This is a genomic window from Mycetocola sp. (assembly GCF_025464835.1).
Classification (GTDB): domain Bacteria; phylum Actinomycetota; class Actinomycetes; order Actinomycetales; family Microbacteriaceae; genus Mycetocola_A.
In genome coordinates, this window is record NZ_JAODMP010000016.1 from 40,289 (window position 1) to 61,759 (window position 21,471).

Consider the following 21,471-nt stretch of genomic DNA (forward strand, 5'->3'; position numbering starts at 1 on the left):
GAGGCAGTGGCCACCACCGGTAAACTTGCCGAGTGAGTTCTCTCGAGTCCCTGCCCATCCGCGATGACCTTCGCGGCAAGACGCCCTACGGGGCTCCCCAGAAGACCGTCCCCGTGGCGCTCAACGTCAATGAGAACACGCATCCCATCCCCGAGGGTGTCGCCAGGGACATCGTGACCGCACTGGCTTCGGCCGTTCTGGGCGCCAACCGTTACCCCGACCGCGAGTTCAGTGCGCTACGCGACAGTCTCGCCGGTTATCTCGGGCACGGTCTCAGCCGCGACAACATCTGGGCGGCCAACGGATCCAACGAGGTGCTCCAGCAGGTGCTGCAGGCTTTCGGAGGCCCCGGTCGCACGCTTCTGGGGTTCACGCCCACCTACTCCATGTACTCACTCCTCGCATCCGGAACCGGAACGACCTGGATCTCCGCGGGCCGTGACGCCGAATACGAGCTGTCACCGGCCACGGCGGCCAGGGCGGTGGCCGAAGCGAAGCCCGACATTGTGTTCCTCTGCTCGCCGAACAACCCGACCGGCACGCCGCTCGCGCTCGACACGATCAAAGCGGTCTATGAGGCGACAGACGGCATCGTCGTCGTCGACGAGGCGTACGTCGAATTCGCGCCGCACGACATCCCCAGCGCGCTGACTCTGCTCCCAGGGCGGGAGCGACTGCTCGTGTCCCGCACCATGAGCAAGGCCTTCGCCTTCGCCGGCATCCGGGTCGGATATCTTGCAGCGGATCCCGCGGTCACGGATGCCCTCCGTCTGGTCCGGTTGCCCTACCACCTCTCCGCCCTCACGCAGGCGGCAGCGACTGCTGCACTCGCGCACAGCGGCGCGATGCTCGCCATGGTGGACGACATCCGCGTCCAACGGGACCGGATTACAGCAGGGCTGACTGAACTCGGCTATCACACCTACCGCAGTCACAGCAATTTCGTGTTGTTCGGGGGAGTGGAGAACCCGCACGGATTGTTCGAGGCGCTGCTGGAGCGTGGCATCCTGATCCGTGACATCGGGCTTCCCGGCCAGCTTCGCGTGACCGCCGGCACCGAAGCGGAGACCACCGCGTTCCTCGAGGCGATGGCCGCGATAGGCTCGAAACCATGAGCACCGTAGAGCGCACCGCCCGCATCCAGCGTGAGACGAGCGAATCCAGCATCGACCTGTCGGTCAATCTCGACGGCACAGGGGCGAGTGACATCGACACGACGGTCCCGTTCTACGACCACCTGCTGACAGCCTTCGCGAAGCACTCGCTCACCGACCTCACCGTGCGCGCCAAGGGCGACACCGAGATCGACGTCCACCACACCGTTGAGGACATCGGGATCGCACTCGGTCAGGCGATCAAAGAGGCACTCGGTACAAAGTCCGGCATCTCGAGGTACGGTGACGCCCTCGTCCCGCTGGACGAAGCGCTTGTCCAGGCCGTCGTCGACATTTCCGGCCGGCCGTACCTGGTGCACTCAGGGGAGCCCGCCGGGTTCGAGTTCCACCTCATCGGTGGTCACTTCACCGGATCGATGATCCGTCACGTGTTCGAGGCCATCAGCTACAACGCGGCCCTGACGGTGCACGTCCGTGTTCTCGGCGGCCGCGACCCGCACCACATCGCTGAGGCAGAATTCAAAGCGTTCGCTCGCGCATTCCGCCAGGCGAAAGCGCTCGACCCCGAGGTGACAGGGATCCCGTCGACGAAGGGTTTGCTGTGACCGGAAAGAATTCCCCGAACGTCGTGGTCCTCGACTACGGCAGCGGTAATGTGCACTCAGCGGTCAAGGCCCTCGAAGCGGCCGGCGCGACGGTCGAGCTGACCGGGAGCCGGGCTCGTGCGATGGAAGCGGACGGGCTGGTCGTGCCAGGCGTCGGCGCGTTCAGCGCGGTGATGGACCAGCTCAACAAGAACCGGAGCGCCGAGATCATCGACCGACGCCTCGCCGGTGGCCGCAAGGTGCTCGGCATCTGCGTCGGAATGCAGGTCCTGTTCGAACACGGCGTCGAACGCGGGATCGAGACAGAAGGGCTCGGTGAGTGGCCAGGCGCCGTCACCGAACTGGACTCCCCGGTCCTCCCGCACATGGGATGGAACACCGTGGACGCTCCGAAGGAGTCGGTGCTTTTCGCCGGGCTCCGCGACGAACGGTTCTATTTCCTGCACTCATACGCTGCGCAGCAGTGGACGCTTGAAGCGACGCACCCCTTCCCCGAGCCCCGCGTGACCTGGTCAGAGCACGGCACCCGTTTCATCGCCGCCGTCGAGAACGGCCCCCTTTCCGCCACCCAGTTCCACCCCGAGAAATCAGGGGAGGCAGGCATCCGGCTGCTGCGGAACTGGATCGGCACCCTCCCCAACGACTGACGAACATCCCTGCGGTACGCTGCTGCCGCGCCCGAAAACAAGGACAATCATGAGTGAGTTCAACACGACCCCGAAGCTTGTGCTGCTTCCAGCGGTCGATGTCGCCGACGGAAAGGCCGTCCGGCTGACCCAGGGCGAGGCCGGAACCGAAACCAACTACGGCGACCCGGTCGACGCGGCCGCCGACTGGGCAGCGCAGGGAGCCGAGTGGATCCACCTCGTCGACCTCGACGCCGCTTTCGACCGCGGCAACAACGCCGGCGTCATCCGCAAGGTCATCAAGCAGGTCCGCGGCGTCAAGGTGGAACTGTCCGGAGGCATCCGTGACGACGCGTCGCTTGAGGCGGCACTCGCCACCGGCGCCAAACGCATCAACCTGGGCACCGCCGCGCTCGAAAACCCCGAGTGGGCGGCGAACGTCATCGGCCAGTACGGCGACGCCGTCGCGGTCGGGCTCGACGTCCGTGGAACGACACTCGCAGCGCGGGGCTGGACCCGTGAGGGTGGCGACCTGTGGACGGTCATCGACCGGCTCGAGCAGGCCGGTTGCGCACGATATGTGGTCACCGATGTGACGAAGGACGGCACCCTGCAGGGCCCGAACCTCGATCTTCTGCGCCAAGTCCTCGCGCGCACGAACCGCCCGGTCGTTGCTTCAGGCGGCGTGTCCAGCCTCGATGACCTCGTCGCGTTGCGCTCGCTCGTCCCGCTCGGTCTCGAAGGCGCAATCGTCGGCAAGGCGCTCTACGCGGGGGCCTTCACGCTCGCTGAGGCGCTGGATGTCGCATCCGACTAACGCCGCTGACTCCGCTGGCCAGCCGTGGCAGGGCCGCTCGTTCGGTGATGCCCAGGCCTCGACCGACGACGGGGGAGCGCCCGAACTTCTGATCGGCGCTCTTGCACGATTCCACGGCGGCGAATCCGGTGAAACGGATGTCGTCGACGCGTTCCGCACGTCCCGGCTGCTGATTCCTCTGATCGCGCACGCCGGCGATGTGGGGATCGGGCCGAACGGCCAGCGAGTCGACAAGACGCAGGAGCTGTCGATCGTCACGGTGCAGGGCCCAGATGGCCGCAATGTCCTTCCTGTGTTCTCATCGGTCGCTGCCATGTCGGCGTGGAACCCGAAGGCGCGCCCCGTGCCTGCGGACGGCGTCCGCGTCGCACTTGCGGCGGCGAGTGAGAACACCGACCTCGTCGTGCTCGACCCGACGAGTGCGACGGAGTTCGCCATCCGGCGGCCAGCGCTCTGGGCCATCGCCCAGTCGCAACCCTGGCAGCCCGGGTATTCGAACCCTGATGTGCTTGACGCCTTCCTCACGAGTGTTCGATCCGAGCTTGCGGTCCTGAACGTACGACTTGCGGCCGGCGACCCGTCCGCTCGCCTCGGCGGCCCTGAAGTGATCGTCCGGCTCGAACTCATCGACGGGCTTACCCGGGCAGAACTCGACACCACGCTGAACCGGCTCGCCCAGCGCTGGGCGGCGAACGACATCATCGCCACCCGGGTCGATTCACTCCGAGTGAAACTCGAGGCGTCCGCCTGAGACGGAGCGCCCGCCCGCGTTGTGACGTCCCCTTCACCGGGTGCCCCGACCGGGCCCGGTACGCCATACTGACCACATGACACACGCTGCGGCCGGTGCCCGCCGAAATCTGGTCGTTCTTCTGTCGGTGATCGCGGTGCTCGTTATCGTCTCGTTTGTCGTGGTCTTCAGTCGTGGTGAGGCAGAGCTGCTCGATGAGTCCACGCCTGAAGGCGTCGTCCAGCGGTACGCGGCCGCCGTTCTCGACGGGAACGACGACACGGCAATCGAGTACCTCTCAGAGCGGACGCAGGAGCAGTGCGGAACCGTCCAGGACACACACGGGGATGATCTCCGCGTCACGCTCATCTCATCCGACCTGCGCGACGACACCGCAGACGTACGGGTGCAGCTGAGCAGGCATTCCGGCGGGCCATTCGGCTCGGACTACAGCTACGAGGAGGGATTCCGGCTCGCCAAGGAAAACAGCGGTTGGCGGATCGAATCTGTCCCGTGGGATTTGACCGTGTGCACGATGGACGGTGAGATCCGGTGAGTTCCGTCCAGGCGCCGTACGCATCCCCGGTCTCGTCGGCCGGGCAGTCCGTACGCCGGCTCATCGTCTACACGCTGCTTTTCGTGCTGGTGATCATCGCGGCCATCGGGGTGCAGACCCTGCTCGGCCTGGTCCTCGATCCGAACACGCCGCTCGTCGGCGAGAACACCGCGAGCATCGCCCAGGGCATGGCGTTCACCGTGATCGCCGGCCCGCTTGCGGCGCTTCTCTGGTGGATGGCATGGCGACGGCTCAGCGAGCCGGCTGAAAGGGGTGCAATCGGCTGGGGGCTCTACCTCTCCGGAGTCCTGATCGTGGCACTGATCTCATCCAGCACCGGGCTGCTCACAGCGATCGCCTCCCTGGTCGATGGCGACTGGGATGGGTCGGCCTTCGCTACCGGACTGGTCTGGGCCGGGGTATGGCTGTGGCACCGCTGGATGTGGCGCCACCAGATTAGGGGGCCGCTTGAACTGGTCTCGCTGCCCGTGTTGTTCGGTGCGACCTTCGGTCTCGTTCTCGGCGCTGCTAACGCCATCAACTTGTTGGGCAGCATTTTCAGCGCCGCTGTCATGGAGCTCTCGGGGTCGCCGGCGATCGGCGGCCCGTGGTGGACCGGTGCGCTGCACGCTCTGATCTGGACTCTCGGTGGGGGAGCGGTCTGGGTCTGGCATTGGTACCGTGAGGGTGCTCGCACCACGCTCAACGGGCTCGCCGACGTCGCGCTCATCCTGTTCGGTATTTTCCTGGCCAGCATCGCCTCCCTCGTCGGGATCGGCGTCGCGTTGTATGTCGTGCTCCGACTTCTCTTCGACAACACCGATCCGTTGCGCGAGTTGCTGTCTCCGGTCGGTCCCGCCCTCGCGGCGGCAGCCGTCGGTACCGTGGTCTGGACCTACCATCGCACTGTCGCAGCCGACAGGTCGCCTGCCACGCGTTTCGCGAACACCCTGGCCGCCAGCGGTGTCGCCCTCGTCGGTGCGGCATCCGGTCTGGGTGTCATCGTCAACTCCGCCCTCGGCATCCTTTCCACGCCGCTGGCGGGGGAGGGGCTTCGACCGCTCTTGCTCGGAGGACTCAGCGCACTTCTTGTCGGTGGCGTCGCGTGGACGATGGCGTGGAGACCGCTTCGCCCTGTGGGAGCGTCCGTGCCGGCCGCCGGGCGTCGGATCTACCTCATCGCCATCTTCGGCGTCAGCGCCGTCGTCGCGCTGATCACCCTTCTCGTCATCGGCTTCCAGGTATTCCAGGCTCTCCTGCAGGGCGGCTCAGGGCTCATCGACCAGATCCGGGCTCCGCTTGGACTGCTCACTGCCACCGCGCTGGTGGCCGGTTATCACTTCGGGGTCTGGCGAAACGACCGGTCGGATGCCGCGGCGTCAGCTCCGGCGCCGCGCCAGCGCACGATCGGTGAGGTGATCCTCGTCACTGGAGCCGACCCCGCGCCGCTTGTCGCTGCGATCGGGTCGGCGACGGGGGCATCCGTGACCGTTTGGCGTGCGGCATCTGCGCCCGGCGTTCTGCCTGGGGTCGAACAGGGGCTCCCGGGTGTGCGTGCGCAGAGCCCACTCCCGGTGCCTCCGCCGATCGAGGATCTGAGTGTCGCTCCTGCCCCGTATGCCCCGACAGTTGCGGTCGGGGTGGCGCCGGAGATAGCCCCGGCGCCGGAACGTGTGGCACAGCTGCTCGATGGAGTCACAGGAAACCGAGTGCTCGTTCTCGTGGGCCCTGGCTCTCGCCTCGAAGTGATTCCGCTCGCGGACTGACGCGTCCGCTGAACGGCTGCTTCCCGCGCGTGTGGGCGGGCGCCGGGCCTCCCGCCGCAGTTAGCCCGTGAGCGAGGCGGGCGACGGCATCGGCTGCCGAGGGTGTGGTCGGGCGCCAGCGCTCCCAGCCGTAGTGAACTGGGCGCGGAGGTGGAGCGACGACTTATTGTGCCGAGGGTGTGGTCGGGCGCCCAGAACCCCTGCCGTTGTTAACTTTCGAGCAGGCGGGCGACGGCATCGAGTGCCGAGGGTGTGGTCGGGCGCCCATGGGCGCCGGTGCTCGATGCCGCCGCCCGCCGCCCCAGTGAAGCTAGTTAACCGGCCCCGTCCACTTTTCTCCCGGCCCCTTACCGATCGGGTCCGGGATGACGGATGCCTCGCGGAACGCCAGCTGGAGCGACCTCAGCCCGTCGCGCAGACTGCGGGCGTGCATGTCGCTGATCTCTGGTGCCCCAGCGGTGATGAGGCCAGCAAGCGCGTTGATGAGCTTCCGGGCTTCGTCGAGGTCCTGTTGCGTCGACGGATCGTCGGCCAGACCGCACTTCACAGCCGCAGCGCTCATCAGGTGGACGGCCGTCGTGGTGATGACCTCGACGGCGCCGACGTCTGCGATGTCGCGTGTGGCATCCGCTGCCGCGTCTTCAATGTTGTCGTAGGGGGATTCGTTAGTGCTCAATGCCAACCTCTGCTAGACTCTAAGACGGCTCCGGGACTATGTCCTGGTACGAAAGAGGAAATTTCCCACCCGCGCTTGACCGCTTCACTAAGGTTACCGGGTTGTTGTACTCCGCCAGACGCATGGTTCCCATGTCGAGGTAGTCAGGGTACGAGCCGCTGTGATGGTAGTTAACTGTCATGGTTGCGATGTGTGATTTCTCCTCTCTCGCCCGGTTCAGGCATCCGTCTGGATCAGTGGTCACGAGATTTGAGTTATAGGAGTTACGCATTAGCGATCCCCGTACAAACGACCGTATCCGCGTCCCCGAGGTTCGCCTCGTGGGTCCCGCCGGAGAACAGGTCGGCGTCGTCAAAATCGAGGTGGCATTGCGCCTGGCGCAGGACGCCGACCTCGACCTCGTCGAGGTCGCCCCGAACTCCAAGCCACCGGTCGCAAAGATCATGGATTACGGCAAGTTCAAGTACGAGGCTGCGCAGAAGGCCAAGGAAGCCAGGCGCAACCAGGCGAACACGATCCTCAAAGAGGTCCGTTTCCGCCTCAAGATCGACAAGCACGACTACGAGACGAAAGTTAAGCGCGCTGAGGGCTTCCTCAAGGGTGGCGACAAGGTCAAAGCAATGATCCTGTTCCGCGGCCGTGAGCAGTCCCGCCCCGACCAGGGTGTGCGCTTGCTCCAAAAATTTGCCGAAGATGTTGCGGAGTTGGGCACTGTTGAGTCCTCTCCGACCATCGACGGTCGAAACATGGTCATGGTTATCGGCCCTCTGAAGAACAAGTCAGAGGCCAAGGCCGAGGCCAACGCACATCGTGCTGCCGATAAGGCAGCGAAGCAGGAGGAAAACAATGCCTAAGCAGAAGACCCACTCCGGCGCCAAGAAGCGATTCAAGCTCACTGGTTCCGGCAAGATCAAGAAGCAGCAGTCGGGCATGCGTCACAACCTCGAGGTGAAGTCCGGCCAGCGCAAGCGTCGCCTGAACACCGACCAGCTTGTGTCGAAAGCCGACACCAAGAACATCAAGAAGCTTCTCGGTCGCTAGACCAGACCCGTTAGGAATATAGACAAATGGCAAGAGTAAAAAGGGCGGTAAACGCTCACAAAAAGCGCCGGAAGATCCTCGAGCGGGCTGAGGGTTACCGCGGTCAGCGTTCGCGCCTGTACCGTAAGGCCAAGGAGCAGGTCACCCACTCCATGGTTTACGCGTACCGTGACCGCCGCCAGAAGAAGGGTGACTTCCGTCGCCTCTGGATCCAGCGGATCAACGCGGCATCGCGCGCTAACGGCCTGACGTACAACCGTCTCATCCAGGGTCTCGGTCTTGCCGGTATCGAGGTCGACCGTCGTATCCTCGCCGAACTGGCTGTTCACGAGCCCGCCACGTTCGCTGCTCTCGTCGAGAGCGCCAAGAAGGCCCTCCCGGCCGACACGTCGGCTCCGAAGGTCGACGCTGCGGCGTAGTCTTTCCTGCTTGTCCCAACGGGCATTCCGCTTTTGCGGGATGCCCGTTGTTGCGTTCGTGGCGAGCCTCTCGGAGCTCTCAGGCGCCGCTCCGTAGACTGGGGTCGTGCTTGATAACCCACGTTCCCCGCGCGTCCGATCGGTCGCCAAACTCGCCAAACGACCAGGTCGCGCTGAGACAGGACTGTTCCTCCTCGAGGGCCCGCAGGCGGTCGCCGAGGCGCTGACCTTCCGGCCGCAACTGTTCGTCGAATTGTTCGCGACGCCAACGGCTCTCGAACGCTACCCGGACATCGCCGAGAAGGCTGCTGCCGCCGACGTCGAGATCGAGTACGTCTCCGAAGAGGTGCTCAATGTGATGAGCGACACCGTGACCCCGCAGGGATTCATCGCTGTCGCGCACCAGTTCCCGACGTCGATGAAGGACATCTTCGCGGCGGGCCCCAAACTTGTCGCCATCCTCGAAGAAGTGCGTGACCCGGGCAACTTGGGCACGATCATCCGTGCCGCTGACTCCGCCGGAGCCGACGCCGTCATCCTGACCGGCCGTACCGTCGACTTGTACAACCCGAAGGTCGTCCGTTCGACCACCGGCTCGCTGTTCCACCTGCCCATCGCGGTCGGTGCTGAACTGTCCAATGTGATCCAGCGCGCCCGTGCCGCAGGACTCACCGTCCTTGCCGCAGACGTCAAAGGCACTAGCCTGCTCGACGCCCGCGCGGACGGCACTCTGGCCGCCCCCACTGCCTGGCTCTTCGGCAACGAAGCCCATGGGCTCACCGACGAGCAGCTGCCGCTGGCGGATGCCGCGATCACGGTACCCATCTACGGTCACGCAGAGTCCATGAACCTCGCCACCGCGGCATCCGTCTGCCTGTACGAATCGGCGTTCGCGCAGCGCTCTCCCGCGTCCTCAGCCCAGTAAAACATTACGTTACAACTGAGTAACGGGGACTGCTCCGTCATACGCGCGAAACATGGAGTCCCCTACGTTGGATTCCATGGAACCAACCCTGATCCCGCACACCACGAGCGTGCCCGTTGCCAAACGCGGCGAGCCTCTTGTCGTCGTGGACGGAGTGAACAAACACTACGGTGAGCTGCACGTCCTGAAGGACATCAACACCTCCGTCGCGCGCGGCGAGGTGGTGGTCGTCATCGGCCCAAGCGGTTCAGGCAAATCGACCTTGTGCCGCGCCATCAACCGGCTGGAGACGATCGACAGTGGATCGATCACCATCGACGGCAAGAAGTTGCCTGAGGAGGGCGCCGCGCTAGCCAGTCTGCGCGCAGACGTGGGCATGGTGTTCCAGTCATTCAACCTCTTCGCCCACAAGACGGTGCTCGAGAACATCACCCTCGCGCCGCTCAAGGTGAAGAAGATGTCGAAGAAGGATGCGACGGAGCGCGCGATGACGCTGCTCGAGCGCGTCGGGGTCGCCAACCAGGCCAACAAGATGCCCGCCCAGCTCTCGGGCGGGCAGCAGCAGCGAGTGGCGATTGCGCGGTCGCTGGCGATGAGCCCCAAGCTCATCCTCATGGACGAGCCGACGAGCGCGCTGGACCCGGAGATGATCAACGAGGTTCTCGACGTCATGGTTGGTCTCGCCAAGGAGGGCATGACGATGATCGTCGTCACGCACGAGATGGGCTTCGCACGCAAGGCAGCCGACCGCGTGCTCTTCATGGCCGAAGGCGAGATCGTCGAAGAGGCGACTCCCGAGCAGTTCTTCACCAACCCGCGGTCGGAGCGGGCGAAGGACTTCCTTTCGAAGATCCTCGAACACTGAACCACCGAAGCTGGGGCGAAGTCCCGGCCCGTCTACCCTTGACCGTCCACGGCGGTCGAGACACAGCACCACACAAAGGAATGAGAAGCTGATGAAGCGTAAGAAGCTATCCCTAATCGCTCTCGGAGGAGCAGCGCTGCTCGCTCTCTCCGCCTGCGCGGGCGGCGATGCCGGCGGCGGCGCGGCACCCGAGCCGGAAGAAAAACCGACGTTCGAGGCGGGCACCACCATGGCGGAGCTCGCTGAGGCAGGCAGCATCAGCATCGGAACCAAGTTCGACCAGCCCCTGTTCGGCCTCGTCGGCCCCAGCGGCGAGCCGGAAGGGTTCGACGTCGAAATCGGCAAGATCATCGCCGCGAAGCTCGGCATCGCTGAGGACAAGATCGAGTGGAAGGAGACCGTCTCGGCGAACCGCGAGCCGTTCATCCAGCAGGGTGAGGTTGACATCGTCATCGCCACCTACACGATCAACGACAAGCGCAAGGAAGTCATCTCCTTCGCCGGACCGTACTACATGGCCGGCCAGTCGATCCTGACACTGGCAGACAACAAGGACATCAAGAGTGAGAAGGACCTGGTCGGGCAGCCTGTCTGTTCCGTCACCGGTTCGACCCCTGCGGCCAAGCTTGCCGAGATCGGGGCAACTCCGGTTCTCACCGACACGTACTCGAACTGCCTGGAGCCGCTGCGCACCGGACAGGTCGTCGCCGTGTCGACCGACAACGTGATCCTCGCCGGCCTCGCCGCGCAGAACGAGGGCGAGTTCAAGGTCGTCGGTAAGCCCTTCACCGAAGAGCCATACGGTATCGGCCTCGCCAAGGACGACACTGACTTCCGTAACTGGATCAATGACGTCCTCGAAGAGTCCTACGAAGACGGCTCATACGAAAAAGCCTGGAACAACACGGCCGGTACCGTGCTCGAGTACGTCGAGCCGCCCGCTGTAGACCGCTACTAGACAACCCAGACACAAACGGGGCGGGAGTTCTCCCGCCCCGTTTGTGAGCATTGCACTCATAGAAACGGATGAGGCCACATGGACGTCATCATTGACAACCTGCCTCGATACCTCTCAGGCTTCGGGATGACCTTGCAATTGCTGGTGATCGCAGCGATTGGCGCCCTGATCATCGGCACGTTCATCGCAGCCATGAGGATCTCCCCGGTGGCTTCCCTTCGCGGTTTCGCGACGGTGTACACCGAATTGGTTCGAAACACCCCACTCACGCTCGTCCTGTTCTTCTGCGCCGTCGTCGTGCCGTACCTCGGCGTCCGTACCGATTTCGCCACACTCGCGACGATCGGCCTCACCGTTTATACGTCACCGTTCATCGCAGAGGCCCTTCGGTCGGGGATCAACGGCGTTCCCATCGGCCAGGCGGAGGCCGCGCGGAGCCTCGGACTCGGATTTGGTCAGACCATCGGTACCGTCGTGCTCCCGCAAGCCTTCAGGATGGTCATCCCGCCGCTGATCAACGTCATCATCGCGCTGACCAAGAACACGTCTGTGGCAGGCGGCTTCTTCGTCGCCGAGCTCTTCACCATCGGTAAGGAACTCGCCAACGCCAACGGAAACGCCGTCGTTGCTGTGCTGCTCGGCGTTGCGACGTTCTACCTGATCATCACCATCCCGCTCGGAATCCTTGCGGCAAGACTCGAAAAGAAATGGGTGGTGACCCGATGAGCGGTTCCGTTCTCTTCGACGCACCCGGGCCGAAGGCTCGCCGTCTCTCAATCATCCTGTCCGTCGTCGTCGGGCTGCTCCTGCTCGTCGGGCTGTATTTTCTCTACAGCATCCTCGCTGCGCCCCGCACAGCGGCGGGTGGCCTGAAGCTGCCGGGGATGTTCGACCCCAGCCGGTGGAACATCTTCAGTGACCCTGAGGTGTGGACCTTCATCGGCAGTGGAGTGGTCGGGACTTTGCGAGCGGCAGGGGCCGCCGCGGTCCTCGCCCTTGTCATCGGCGTCATCTTCTCGCTGCTGCGGACGGCGAAGACCGCCTGGATCCGAATCCCGACGACTGTCGTCCTCGAATTCATCCGGGGCATGCCCGTCCTTCTGATGATGCTTTTCATCCTCCTGGCGTTCTCGAGCGGCTCCTACCTCGCGGTCGTCCTCGCCCTGGGGCTCTACAACGGCGCGATCATCGGTGAAGCGCTCAGAGCCGGGCTGGCGTCTCTGCCCCGAGGCCAGCGCGAAGCCGGACTCAGTCTCGGCATGCGCGAGCTGCAGTCCAAGATGCTCATCGAGTTCCCCCAGGCGTTCCGGCAGATGTTGCCGATCATCGTCGCGCAGCTCGTCGTGCTTCTCAAAGACACGTCGCTGGGGTTCATCGTCGGATACTTCGAACTCCTCCGGTCAACGATGAACAACCTGGCGAGCTTCTACGGGAGCCGGTACCTTTTCTCACTTTTCGCCGTCACCCTCATCATCTACCTCGCGATGAACCTGTCTCTCTCCTGGGTCGCCCGCTGGCTGTCGAAGCGCACCGACTCTGCGCGGCGTGGTGAAGCAGCAGGCAAGGACGTCCCCGTGGATCCGGGGCTCGCCATTGCCCAAGCGTCGATCACGGCCAGGCAGCAAGGCGAAGGCGGGGTCTAGCTTCGCCACTCGGTAGACTTGTGACCCGTGTCCGACTCTCCCGAAATTTCCGAAACCACAGTGAACGCTGCGGTGGAGGCCGCGCTCGAGGCCATCGCCGCTGCCGCCGACTCCTCCGCCCTCAAGCAGGTGCGCACAGAGCACACCGGTGAGTCCTCGCCGCTGGCGAAGCTCAACGGCATGCTGCGCTCCGTCGCCCCCGACCAGAAGGCGCCGCTCGGCAAACTGGTCGGCCAGGCCCGCGGCCGGGTCAACGCAGCATTCGCCGCCCGTGAGCAGGAGATCGTCGAGGCGGAGAACGCCGCGCAACTCGCCGCAGAAACCGTCGACGTGACCGCGCTTGCCAGCCGCTACCGGGCGGGCGCGCGGCATCCGCTCACCCTGCTGCAGGACCGGGTGAGCGAGATCTTCACCGGCATGGGATGGGAAATCGCCGAAGGCCCCGAGGTCGAGAGCGAGTGGTTCAACTTCGACGCTCTCAACTTCGACGCCGACCACCCGGCGCGCGCCATGCAGGACACCTTCTTCATCGACCCGCCCGAGTCCCACCTGGTGCTCCGCACGCACACGTCACCGGTGCAGGTCCGGTCGCTGCTCGACCGGGAACTCCCGGTGTACGTGCTCGCCCCCGGCCGCGTGTATCGCACCGACGAGTTCGACGCCACGCACCTGCCGGTGTTCATGCAGTTCGAGGGCCTCGCCGTCGACAAGGGCCTGACCATGGCGCACCTCAAAGGCACACTCGACCACTTCGTGAAGTCGATCTTCGGCGACGAGGCGAAAATCCGCCTGCGCCCGAGCTACTTCCCGTTCACGGAGCCAAGCGCCGAGCTCGACTTCTGGCATCCGACGTTCAAGCACGGTCCGAGGTGGATCGAGTGGGGCGGCTGCGGCATGATCAACCCGAACGTGCTCCGTGCCGCGGGGATCGATCCGGACGAGTATTCAGGTTTCGCCTTCGGCATGGGAATCGAGCGTGGCCTGATGCTGCGCAATGACGTCCAGGACATGCGGGAGATGGTTGAGGGCGACGTGCGCTTCTCACAGCAGTTTGGAATGGTGGTTTAGCATGCGGGTGCCTCTGAGTTGGCTCGCCGAATACGTCGATCTCGCACCGGGATCGACGACAGAAGACGTCCACGCCGCACTGGTGAAGGTCGGCCTTGAAGAGGAAGACGTTCACGCCTTCGACGTCACAGGACCGGTCGTCGTCGGGGAGGTTCTCGAGTTCGTCGAGGAACCCCAGAAGAACGGCAAGACCATTCGCTGGTGCCAGGTGCGGGTCGCGCCGGACGGCGAACTCGCCGCTGACGGCGGCCCCGCCATCCACGGCGTCGTCTGCGGAGCCGACAACTTCTTCGTCGGCGACAAGGTTGTCGTGACCCTGCCCGGTTCGGTGCTGCCCGGCCCGTTCCCGATCGCCGCCCGCAAGACCTACGGCCATGTCTCCGACGGAATGATCGCTTCCACGCGTGAACTCGGCCTCGGTGACGAGCACGACGGCATCCTCCGCCTGTCAACGCTCGGCGTCGACGCCGAGGTCGGTACGGATGCCATCACGCTGCTCGGTCTGGATGACGCAGCGGTCGAGATCAACGTCACCCCGGATCGCGGCTATGCGTTCTCCATCCGCGGTGTCGCCAGGGAGTACTCCCACGCTACCGGGGTCGCCTTCAGTGACCCTGCCGCCCGGCAGGAGCTTGAGACACCGATCGGCGACGGTTACCCCGTCGCGATCGACGACATCGCCCCGATCCGCGGACGTCAGGGTGCAAGCGTCTTCGCGACCCGTGTTGTGCGGGGCGTCGATGCAACACGACCGACACCGCCGTGGATGGTGTCGCGACTGAAGCTCGCCGGCATCCGATCGATCTCGCTGCTCGTCGACATCACCAACTATGTGATGCTCGAACTCGGCCAGCCGATCCACGGTTATGACCTCGATTCGCTCACCGGCGGCATCGTCGTGCGCAGGGCCATCGCGGCCGAGACGCTTGAGACGCTCGACGGGCAGAAGCGCGTTCTCGACCGTGAGGACCTGCTCATCACCGACGGTTCAGGCGCGATCGGCCTCGCCGGAGTGATGGGCGGCGCGCACACCGAAATGAGCGCAACGACAACGAACGTGCTCATCGAGGCGGCGAACTTCGACCCTGTGTCGATCGCCCGCACCGCTCGCAGGCACAAGCTACCGAGCGAGGCTTCCCGGCGGTTCGAACGCGGGGTCGATCCTCGCATCGCCGTCGCCTCAGCGGCACGGGTGGCTGAGCTCATGGTCACCCTCGCCGGCGGCACAGCGGATGCCGTCGCCGGCCTCGTCGGTGAACCCGAAGAGCCCTCTGCGATTCGGTTCCCGAGCGGGTACGTCTCCGCTTTGATCGGCGTCGACTACACCGACGACGAGATTCGCGGTTCCCTCGAAGAGATCGGTGCAACGATCGCCGACTCCGATGGTGCGCTGCTCGTCACCCCGCCGAGCTGGCGCCCCGACCTGCTCGACAAGTCCGACCTGGCGGAGGAGGTCGCCCGCATCGTGGGCTATGACCGGATCCCGTCCGTGCTCCCGGTGGCTCCCGCCGGGCGCGGGCTGACCCGCTCGCAGCGCATCCGCCGCACGGTGGCCGACTCGCTCGCAGCGGCCGGATCGACCGAGATCCTCGCATTCCCGTTCCTCGGTGCCACTGACAACGACCTGTACGGCTCGCCCGTCGACGGGGAAGTCCCGGCGATCAAGGTCGCCAACGCCCTCGACGCAAGCGCGCCGTACCTGCGGACCACCCTGATCCCCGGGCTGATCGAAGCGGCGAAGCGCAACCTCGCCCGCGGCCTGACCGACCTGTCGCTGTTCGAGGTCGGACTGATCTTTACCCCGGAAGCCGGGAAAAGCTACGGCCAGGCTGAGCTGCCCTCCGGTGTCACCCTGCCGACCGACGAACAGCTCGCCGAGCTCAACACGGGCATCCCGCCGCAGCCGCGCCACGTCGGGGTCCTGATCCTCGGCAACGCCGTACCGAAGCAGCCAGGGCAGCCAGCGGTCCCGTCCGGCATCGCGGATGCTCTCGCCGCTGTCACCCAGATCGGGCTCGCGACCGGTGCGACGATCGAGGTCGTGCAGGGCAGCCACAAGGCTCTGCACCCGGGGCGGACCGCCGAATTGCGGATCGGCGACCGGTCGATCGGCTTTGCCGGTGAACTGCTGCCGCGGCTCGCGCTCGACTCAGACCTGCCGCGCGTCGTCGCCGTCGTCGAACTCGACCTCGATGCGCTGCTCGAGTCGACGGACGTGCCCTTCACCGCCGGGGTGATCGGCACGCTCCCAGCCGCTACGCAGGACCTCTCGCTCGTGGTCTCGGTGGACGCGCCTGCCGCTGCCGTCGGTGCCGCGGTACGTGAGGGTGCAGGTTCGCTGCTTGAAGACATCCGACTGGTCGATGACTACCGCGGCCCCGGCCTCGCCGACGGCACCAAGAGCCTCACCTTCGCGCTGCGGTTCCGGGCGCCGGATCGCACGCTCACGGCGGCGGAGGCCTCCGAGGCAAAGCTCGCCGGTTCCGCCCTCGCGGCTGAGCGCTTCGGGGCGCACATCCGCGACTAAGCCGCGCGTAGCTCCGCCAATCTGACGGCCCGGGCCCCTGTGGGTTCCGGGCCGGTGGCGTTCAGGGGGAGCTGCGCCTCCGATAGCACGGGCGGGGAGCGCATAACTCCGCCAAACTGACGGCCGGCGTCGCTGCGGAAGGTTTCCGGGCCGTTTCGGTGGCGTTCAGGCGGAGTTGTGCGCGGCAGCAGGGCGGAGAGGCGCGGGTGCCCACTCGCAACGGCGGGGAGCGCATAACTCCGCCAATCTGACGGCCGGCGTCGTTGTACGGGAGTTCCGGGCCGTTTCGGTGGCGTTCAGGCGGAGTTGTGCGCAGCAGCAGGGCGGAGAGGCGCGGGGTGCCCACTCGCACGGGCGGGGAGCTGCGCCTCCGATAGCACGGGCGAGGGAGCGCATAACTCCGCCAAACTGACGGCCAGCGTCGCTGTGGAAGAGTTCCGGGCCGTTTCGGTGGCGTTCAGGCGGAGTTGTGTGCGCAGCAAGACCCGTGCACGACGCCGAGCGCTACCAGGCGCCGGGCTGGTAGTCCTTGAGGAAGCAGCCGTACAGGTCCTCGCCGGCCTCGCCGCGAACGATCGGGTCGTACACGCGGGCCGCGCCGTCGACGAGATCGAGCGGGGCGTGGAAGCCCTCCTCGGCGAGGCGCACCTTCGTCGGGTGCGGGCGTTCGTCGGTGATCCAGCCGGTGTCGACGGCGGTCATCAGAATGCCGTCCTTCTCGAGCATCTCGCCGGCACTCGTGCGGGTGAGCATGTTGAGGGCGGCCTTCGCCATGTTCGTGTGCGGATGCCCAGGCCCCTTGTAACGGCGCGAGAACTGGCCCTCCATCGCAGACACGTTCACCACGTATTTGCGACGAGCCGGCGACGCAGCCATCGACGGCCGCAGCCGGCTGATCAGCAGGAACGGCGCCGTCGTGTTGCAGAGCTGCACTTCGAGCATCTCCAGCGGGTCGACGTGCTCGACGTTCTGCACCCAACTGTTCGTCGTCTGCAGGTCGGGCACGAGCCCGCCCGCGTCGATGGCGGTGCCGTCGGCGTGCTTCGCGAGCGACGACGAGCCGGGCGACATGGCCAGGTTCGACAGGTCCGCCGCGGTGAGGGCAGGGGAGCCGGACTGGGCGACCGTCCCGGCGAGCGAGGCGACAGAGAGCAGCGGATGCGCCGCCACGGATGCCGCAAGCGCCTCCGGGTGCTGGTCGGCGGTGTGCCCGAAAGTCTCCATCTCGGGGAGCGGACCGTCAGGCAGCGGCTGCCGTTCGGCATCCGCCAGCAGCGAGTACGAACCGGGGGAGCGGCGTACCGTCTGGGCAGCGTTGTTGATGAGAATGTCGAGGGGGCCCTGCGCGGCGACCGAGTCGGCGAGGCCGATCACCTGGGCGGGGTCACGGAGGTCGATACCGACGACGCGAAGTCGGTGCAGCCAGTCGGCAGAGTCGGGCAGTGAGGCGAAACGGCGGACGGCATCCCGAGGGAACCGCGTCGTGATCGTCGTATGGGCGCCGTCGCGCAGCAGCCGGAGGGCGATGTACATGCCGATCTTCGCGCGACCGCCGGTGAGCAGCGCGCGCTTGCCGGTGAGGTCGGTGCGGGCGTCGCGCTTGCCGTGGCTGAACCGGGCGCAGTCCTGGCACAACTGGTGGTAGAACGCGTCGACGAGCGTGTACGGCTGCTTGCAGATGTAACAGTTGCGCGGCTTCAGCAGCTCACCTGCAATCGGCGCCTCGACCGTCGTCGCGAGCGGGATGCCCCGGGTCTCGTCGTCGATCCGGTCGGATGCCCCGGTGGCGGTGGCAGCGATGACGGCCTTGTCGGCGTTGGCGATCTCGTCGCGCAGCTCGCGTCGCCGGGTGCGCTTCACGGCCTTGAACATGGCGGCGGTCGCACGGCGGACGGTGACGTAGTCGGGGTGTTCCTCATCGAGGGTGTTCATCGAGGCGAGGACGCGGAGGGTGGTCTCGAGTTCGGTGGGGTCGATCCCGTCGCCGAGGAAAGCGGGGTCGGGTGTGGCGGCGGTCATTTGGGCGATTCTACCGGAGGTCATCGGTACGCCCGGTCAGTAACCGCGCCGGTCACCGCAGGGAAACGATGGCCGCATGAACCCGATCGAGGGGTTGTTCGACGCGCGACTGGTGATCACAGACCCCACCATCCTCTGGCGGGAGGTGATCGGTACCGTGTTCGGCATGGCAAGCGCCGTCGGCGGGATGCACCGGAAGGTGTGGGCGTGGCCGGTGGGCATCGTCGGCAACGTGCTGTTGTTCACAGTGTTCCTCGGTGCGGTCTTCGGCGCCCCGAACCCGGTGAACCTGCTCGGCCAGGCCGGACGCCAGGTCTAGCGGGTGTTCCTCGGGCTCGGGCTCGGCGGCGCTGACCCGGAGTGCCTCGCGAGAAGCCAAAAGTGGTTTGCTAACCGACCCGCGGCATCCGATACCCGACCGTTATTGGTATCTCGGGGCGCTGATGGATGTCCAGGCCAGCGGGGTCTGTGCAGTGACGCACCGTGGCATGATCAAAGGACCATGACAGCCCAGCCGAAGCTCGACCCGCACGCCCTCCGCGAGAGAATCGGCGACACCGTGGAACCGGATGCCGTCTACGACGCGTTCTCCGACTGGGTGACGGCCACAGGCATCCGGATGTATCCGGCTCAGGATGAAGCGATCATCGAGATCGTGTCAGGGCAGAACCTGATCCTCAGCACCCCCACCGGAACAGGCAAGTCCCTCGTCGCCGTCGGCGCGCACTATGCCGCCCTCGTCGCCGGCAAGCGCAGCTTCTACACCGCACCGATCAAGGCCCTCGTCAGCGAGAAGTTCTTCGCCCTCGTCGAGGTGTTCGGGCCGGAGAACGTCGGCATGATGACCGGAGACTCCTCCGTCAACGCCGACGCGCCGATCATCTGCTGCACGGCGGAAATCCTCGCCAACCTTGCCCTCCGCAACGGGGAGGACACCGAGGTCGACCAGGTGGTGATGGACGAGTTCCACTTCTACGCCGATCCCGAGCGTGGCTGGGCCTGGCAGGTTCCGCTGCTGTGCCTGCCCCGGGTGCAGTTCATCCTGCTCTCGGCGACCCTCGGAGACGTGACGGCGCTCGCCGAAGACCTCACCAGGCGTACCGGTCGGGAAACGGCGCTCGTCACCGGGGTCGAACGACCCGTTCCCCTGCACTTCTATTACGAGACGACACCGATCCACGAGAGTGTCGACGAGCTGCTGACCACGGGGCAGGCGCCCGTCTACGTCGTTCACTTCTCGCAGGCCGCCGCCATGGAGCGAGCCCAGTCGATGTCGAGCATGAAGGTGGCGACGCGGGAACAACGGGATGCCATCGCCGAGTTGATCGGCGAATTCCGCTTCACCACGAGTTTCGGCAAGACGCTGTCGCGGCTGATCCGTGCCGGGATCGGCGTGCACCACGCCGGCATGCTGCCGAAGTACCGCAGACTCGTCGAGCAACTCGCGCAGCGGGGGATGCTCCGGGTGATCTGCGGCACCGACACGCTCGGGGTCGGCATCAACGTGCCCATCCGCACCGTGCTGTTCACCGCGCTCACCAAGTACGACGGCACGAAGATGCGCCAGCTCAAAGCCCGTGAGTTCCACCAGATCGCCGGTCGCGCCGGCCGCGCAGGTTTCGACACAGCAGGGACCGTCGTCGTGCAGGCGCCGGAGCACGAGACCGAGAACCTCAACGCCATCAAGAAGGCGGGCGACGACCCCAAGAAGAAGCGCAAGATCATCCGCAAGAAGGCCCCGGACGGGTTCGTGTCGTGGGGTGAACCGTCGTTCCAGCGGATCGTCGCCGCCGAGCCGGAGACGCTGACCTCCAGCATGCAGATCACCTCCGCGATGCTGATCAACGTGATCGGGCGTGGGGGAGACGTGTACAGGCATGTGCACGACCTCGTCTTCGACAACCACGAGCCGTTCAAACGCCAGCTCGAGCTGGCTCGCCGTGCGCTCGGCATCTACCGCACCCTGCGCGAATCGGGAATCGTCGAGCAGTCCGCGGACGGCACCATCCGGCTCACCGTCGACCTGCAGCCGAACTTCGCTCTCAACCAGCCGCTGTCCCCGTTCGCGCTCGCCGCGTTCGAGCTCCTCGATCCTGAAGACCCCGGTTACGCCCTCGACATGATCTCGATCGTCGAAGCGACCCTCGACAACCCGCGGGCCGTTCTCAGCCAGCAGCAATTCCTGGCGCGCGGCGAAGCGGTCGCCGCGATGAAGGCTGAAGGCATCGAATACGACCAGCGGATGGAGCTGCTCGAGCAGATCACCCACCCGAAACCGCTCGAGGAACTGCTCACCGTCACCTTCGAGACGTACAGTGCGGCCCAGCCGTGGATCCGCGACTTCGAACTGAACCCCAAGTCGATCGTGCGGGACATGTATGAACGGGCCATGTCGTTCGGTGAGTTCATCGCCTTCTACAAGCTCGCCCGCTCCGAGGGCGTCGTGCTGCGCTACCTGTCCGATGCCTACCGGGCTGCCCGGCAGACCATTCCGGACGACGTCAAGACCGAGGACCTCCTCGACCTGATCGAGTGGCTCGGTGAGCTCGTACGGCAGGTCGACTCGAGCCTGCTCGACGAGTGGGAGGAACTCAGCCACCCGGACCCCGAGAAGCACGCCGAGCACGCCCACGACATCGTCCCGCCCGCCCCGAAGCGGCTCACCGGCAACACCAGAGCCTTCCGCATCCTCGTCCGCAACGAACTGTTCCGCCGGGTGCAGCTCGCCGCCCTCGAAGACTACGACGCTCTCGGCGAACTCGACGCGGCATCCGGATTCGACGGCGACCGCTGGGCGGACTCGCTCGACGCGTACTTCGAGGAATACGACCAGATCCTCACCGGCCCAGACGCCCGCAGTTCGGCGCTCCTGATCCTCGACGAGAGCGGACCGGTATGGACCGCTCGCCAGATCCTCGACGATCCCGCGGGCGACCACGACTGGGGCGTCAGCGCGACCATCGACCTCGCCGAATCCGACGAGCAGGGCTTCGCCGTCGTCACCGTCACCGGCGTCAACCGGTTGTAGCATCGGCCTCGATTAGCGGATGCCACGGGCGAGCCACTACAGTCGATGCATGGCCATCTCCGACAGCAGCGTTCGTGCACAGGGTTT

The 21,471-nt window shown here is 65.7% G+C and carries 20 protein-coding genes and 1 pseudogene; 19 read left to right on the top strand and 2 right to left on the bottom strand.

Going from position 1 to position 21,471, the window contains the following annotated elements:
- Positions 1-32 precede the first annotated feature (32 nt).
- The 7 genes from JWP90_RS02315 to JWP90_RS02345 all read left to right on the top strand — a co-directional run bounded on the left by JWP90_RS02315 (position 33) and on the right by JWP90_RS02345 (position 6,215).
- Positions 33-1,115, top strand: coding sequence for a histidinol-phosphate transaminase (locus JWP90_RS02315; protein WP_297359177.1), 1,083 nt, complete (start codon positions 33-35; stop codon positions 1,113-1,115).
- The gene (gene hisB, locus JWP90_RS02320) at positions 1,112-1,720 is read left to right on the top strand and encodes an imidazoleglycerol-phosphate dehydratase HisB (protein ID WP_297359179.1); all 609 of its coding nucleotides are present in this window, start codon (positions 1,112-1,114) and stop codon (positions 1,718-1,720) included. Before JWP90_RS02315 ends, hisB begins: the two co-directional genes overlap by 4 nt.
- On the top strand, positions 1,717-2,367 hold the full coding sequence (gene hisH, locus JWP90_RS02325; RefSeq protein WP_297359181.1) for an imidazole glycerol phosphate synthase subunit HisH: 651 nt from the start codon (positions 1,717-1,719) through the stop codon (positions 2,365-2,367). Before hisB ends, hisH begins: the two co-directional genes overlap by 4 nt.
- 49 nt (positions 2,368-2,416) lie before the next feature.
- Positions 2,417-3,163: a bifunctional 1-(5-phosphoribosyl)-5-((5-phosphoribosylamino)methylideneamino)imidazole-4-carboxamide isomerase/phosphoribosylanthranilate isomerase PriA gene (gene priA / locus JWP90_RS02330; protein WP_297359183.1), complete on the top strand. Its 747-nt coding sequence runs from the start codon at positions 2,417-2,419 to the stop codon at positions 3,161-3,163.
- Positions 3,147-3,914: an SseB family protein gene (locus JWP90_RS02335; RefSeq protein WP_297359185.1), complete on the top strand. Its 768-nt coding sequence runs from the start codon at positions 3,147-3,149 to the stop codon at positions 3,912-3,914. The genes priA and JWP90_RS02335 overlap by 17 nt, the downstream gene beginning before the upstream one ends.
- A 76-nt stretch (positions 3,915-3,990) precedes the next feature.
- Positions 3,991-4,449 (top strand): hypothetical protein, encoded by a 459-nt coding sequence (locus tag JWP90_RS02340; protein WP_297359187.1) that lies wholly within the window; start codon positions 3,991-3,993, stop codon positions 4,447-4,449.
- A complete protein-coding gene (locus JWP90_RS02345; RefSeq protein ID WP_297359188.1) occupies positions 4,446-6,215 on the top strand; it encodes a DUF5671 domain-containing protein in 1,770 nt (589 codons plus the stop codon). The genes JWP90_RS02340 and JWP90_RS02345 overlap by 4 nt, the downstream gene beginning before the upstream one ends.
- A 310-nt stretch (positions 6,216-6,525) precedes the next feature.
- Here the strand turns inward: JWP90_RS02345 and JWP90_RS02350 are convergent, their stop codons facing one another.
- Positions 6,526-6,891 (bottom strand): DUF1844 domain-containing protein, encoded by a 366-nt coding sequence (locus JWP90_RS02350; protein WP_297359191.1) that lies wholly within the window; start codon positions 6,889-6,891, stop codon positions 6,526-6,528.
- A gap of 269 nt (positions 6,892-7,160) precedes the next feature.
- On the opposite strand from JWP90_RS02350, the gene infC reads away from it, so the two are divergent.
- From infC to pheT, 10 genes are all read left to right on the top strand, one after another.
- Positions 7,161-7,745 carry a translation initiation factor IF-3 gene (infC, locus tag JWP90_RS02355; RefSeq protein ID WP_090710825.1) on the top strand — a complete coding sequence of 195 codons (585 nt, stop codon included), beginning with the start codon at positions 7,161-7,163 and terminating at the stop codon, positions 7,743-7,745.
- Positions 7,738-7,932 carry a 50S ribosomal protein L35 gene (gene rpmI, locus JWP90_RS02360; RefSeq protein WP_196834244.1) on the top strand — a complete coding sequence of 65 codons (195 nt, stop codon included), beginning with the start codon at positions 7,738-7,740 and terminating at the stop codon, positions 7,930-7,932. Before infC ends, rpmI begins: the two co-directional genes overlap by 8 nt.
- Before the next feature lie 26 nt (positions 7,933-7,958).
- Positions 7,959-8,351, top strand: coding sequence for a 50S ribosomal protein L20 (gene rplT, locus JWP90_RS02365; RefSeq protein WP_297359194.1), 393 nt, complete (start codon positions 7,959-7,961; stop codon positions 8,349-8,351).
- A gap of 106 nt (positions 8,352-8,457) precedes the next feature.
- Positions 8,458-9,276, top strand: coding sequence for an RNA methyltransferase (locus JWP90_RS02370; protein WP_297359196.1), 819 nt, complete (start codon positions 8,458-8,460; stop codon positions 9,274-9,276).
- A gap of 76 nt (positions 9,277-9,352) precedes the next feature.
- Entirely contained in the window at positions 9,353-10,141 is a 789-nt protein-coding gene (locus tag JWP90_RS02375) for an amino acid ABC transporter ATP-binding protein (protein ID WP_297359198.1), read from the top strand.
- A 91-nt stretch (positions 10,142-10,232) separates the two neighbouring features.
- Entirely contained in the window at positions 10,233-11,099 is an 867-nt protein-coding gene (locus JWP90_RS02380) for a glutamate ABC transporter substrate-binding protein (protein ID WP_297359199.1), read from the top strand.
- 78 nt (positions 11,100-11,177) lie between these two features.
- Positions 11,178-11,825, top strand: coding sequence for an amino acid ABC transporter permease (locus tag JWP90_RS02385; RefSeq protein WP_297359201.1), 648 nt, complete (start codon positions 11,178-11,180; stop codon positions 11,823-11,825).
- Complete coding sequence (locus JWP90_RS02390) at positions 11,822-12,742, top strand: amino acid ABC transporter permease (RefSeq protein ID WP_297359203.1); 921 nt, start codon at positions 11,822-11,824, stop codon at positions 12,740-12,742. The genes JWP90_RS02385 and JWP90_RS02390 overlap by 4 nt, the downstream gene beginning before the upstream one ends.
- A gap of 27 nt (positions 12,743-12,769) precedes the next feature.
- Positions 12,770-13,810, top strand: coding sequence for a phenylalanine--tRNA ligase subunit alpha (gene pheS, locus JWP90_RS02395; protein WP_297359205.1), 1,041 nt, complete (start codon positions 12,770-12,772; stop codon positions 13,808-13,810).
- Position 13,811: 1 nt separating this feature from the next.
- Positions 13,812-16,337: a phenylalanine--tRNA ligase subunit beta gene (gene pheT / locus JWP90_RS02400; RefSeq protein WP_297359208.1), complete on the top strand. Its 2,526-nt coding sequence runs from the start codon at positions 13,812-13,814 to the stop codon at positions 16,335-16,337.
- A 504-nt stretch (positions 16,338-16,841) separates the two neighbouring features.
- Here the strand turns inward: pheT and JWP90_RS02405 are convergent.
- Positions 16,842-18,356, bottom strand: a complete 1,515-nt coding sequence (locus JWP90_RS02405) for an SDR family oxidoreductase (RefSeq protein ID WP_297359210.1) — start codon at positions 18,354-18,356, stop codon at positions 16,842-16,844.
- A 76-nt stretch (positions 18,357-18,432) separates the two neighbouring features.
- On the opposite strand from JWP90_RS02405, the pseudogene JWP90_RS02410 reads away from it, so the two are divergent.
- Together JWP90_RS02410 and JWP90_RS02415 are read left to right on the top strand one after the other, a co-directional pair.
- A pseudogene (locus JWP90_RS02410) lies at positions 18,433-18,672 on the top strand (nicotinamide mononucleotide transporter); the annotation flags it as partial.
- Positions 18,673-18,858: 186 nt separating this feature from the next.
- Positions 18,859-21,384, top strand: a complete 2,526-nt coding sequence (locus JWP90_RS02415; protein WP_297359212.1) for an RNA helicase — start codon at positions 18,859-18,861, stop codon at positions 21,382-21,384.
- Positions 21,385-21,471 lie beyond the last annotated feature (87 nt).

Coding starts and splice junctions, on each gene's coding strand:
- JWP90_RS02415 (WP_297359212.1), top strand. CDS start 18,859: ATGACAGCCCAGCCGAAGCTCGACCCGCACGCCCTCCGCGAGAGAATC.
- JWP90_RS02340 (WP_297359187.1), top strand. CDS start 3,991: ATGACACACGCTGCGGCCGGTGCCCGCCGAAATCTGGTCGTTCTTCTG.
- priA (WP_297359183.1), top strand. CDS start 2,417: ATGAGTGAGTTCAACACGACCCCGAAGCTTGTGCTGCTTCCAGCGGTC.
- JWP90_RS02385 (WP_297359201.1), top strand. CDS start 11,178: ATGGACGTCATCATTGACAACCTGCCTCGATACCTCTCAGGCTTCGGG.
- JWP90_RS02375 (WP_297359198.1), top strand. CDS start 9,353: ATGGAACCAACCCTGATCCCGCACACCACGAGCGTGCCCGTTGCCAAA.
- hisB (WP_297359179.1), top strand. CDS start 1,112: ATGAGCACCGTAGAGCGCACCGCCCGCATCCAGCGTGAGACGAGCGAA.
- JWP90_RS02380 (WP_297359199.1), top strand. CDS start 10,233: ATGAAGCGTAAGAAGCTATCCCTAATCGCTCTCGGAGGAGCAGCGCTG.
- JWP90_RS02390 (WP_297359203.1), top strand. CDS start 11,822: ATGAGCGGTTCCGTTCTCTTCGACGCACCCGGGCCGAAGGCTCGCCGT.
- pheT (WP_297359208.1), top strand. CDS start 13,812: ATGCGGGTGCCTCTGAGTTGGCTCGCCGAATACGTCGATCTCGCACCG.
- JWP90_RS02335 (WP_297359185.1), top strand. CDS start 3,147: ATGTCGCATCCGACTAACGCCGCTGACTCCGCTGGCCAGCCGTGGCAG.
- JWP90_RS02405 (WP_297359210.1), bottom strand. CDS start 18,356: ATGACCGCCGCCACACCCGACCCCGCTTTCCTCGGCGACGGGATCGAC.
- rplT (WP_297359194.1), top strand. CDS start 7,959: ATGGCAAGAGTAAAAAGGGCGGTAAACGCTCACAAAAAGCGCCGGAAG.
- rpmI (WP_196834244.1), top strand. CDS start 7,738: ATGCCTAAGCAGAAGACCCACTCCGGCGCCAAGAAGCGATTCAAGCTC.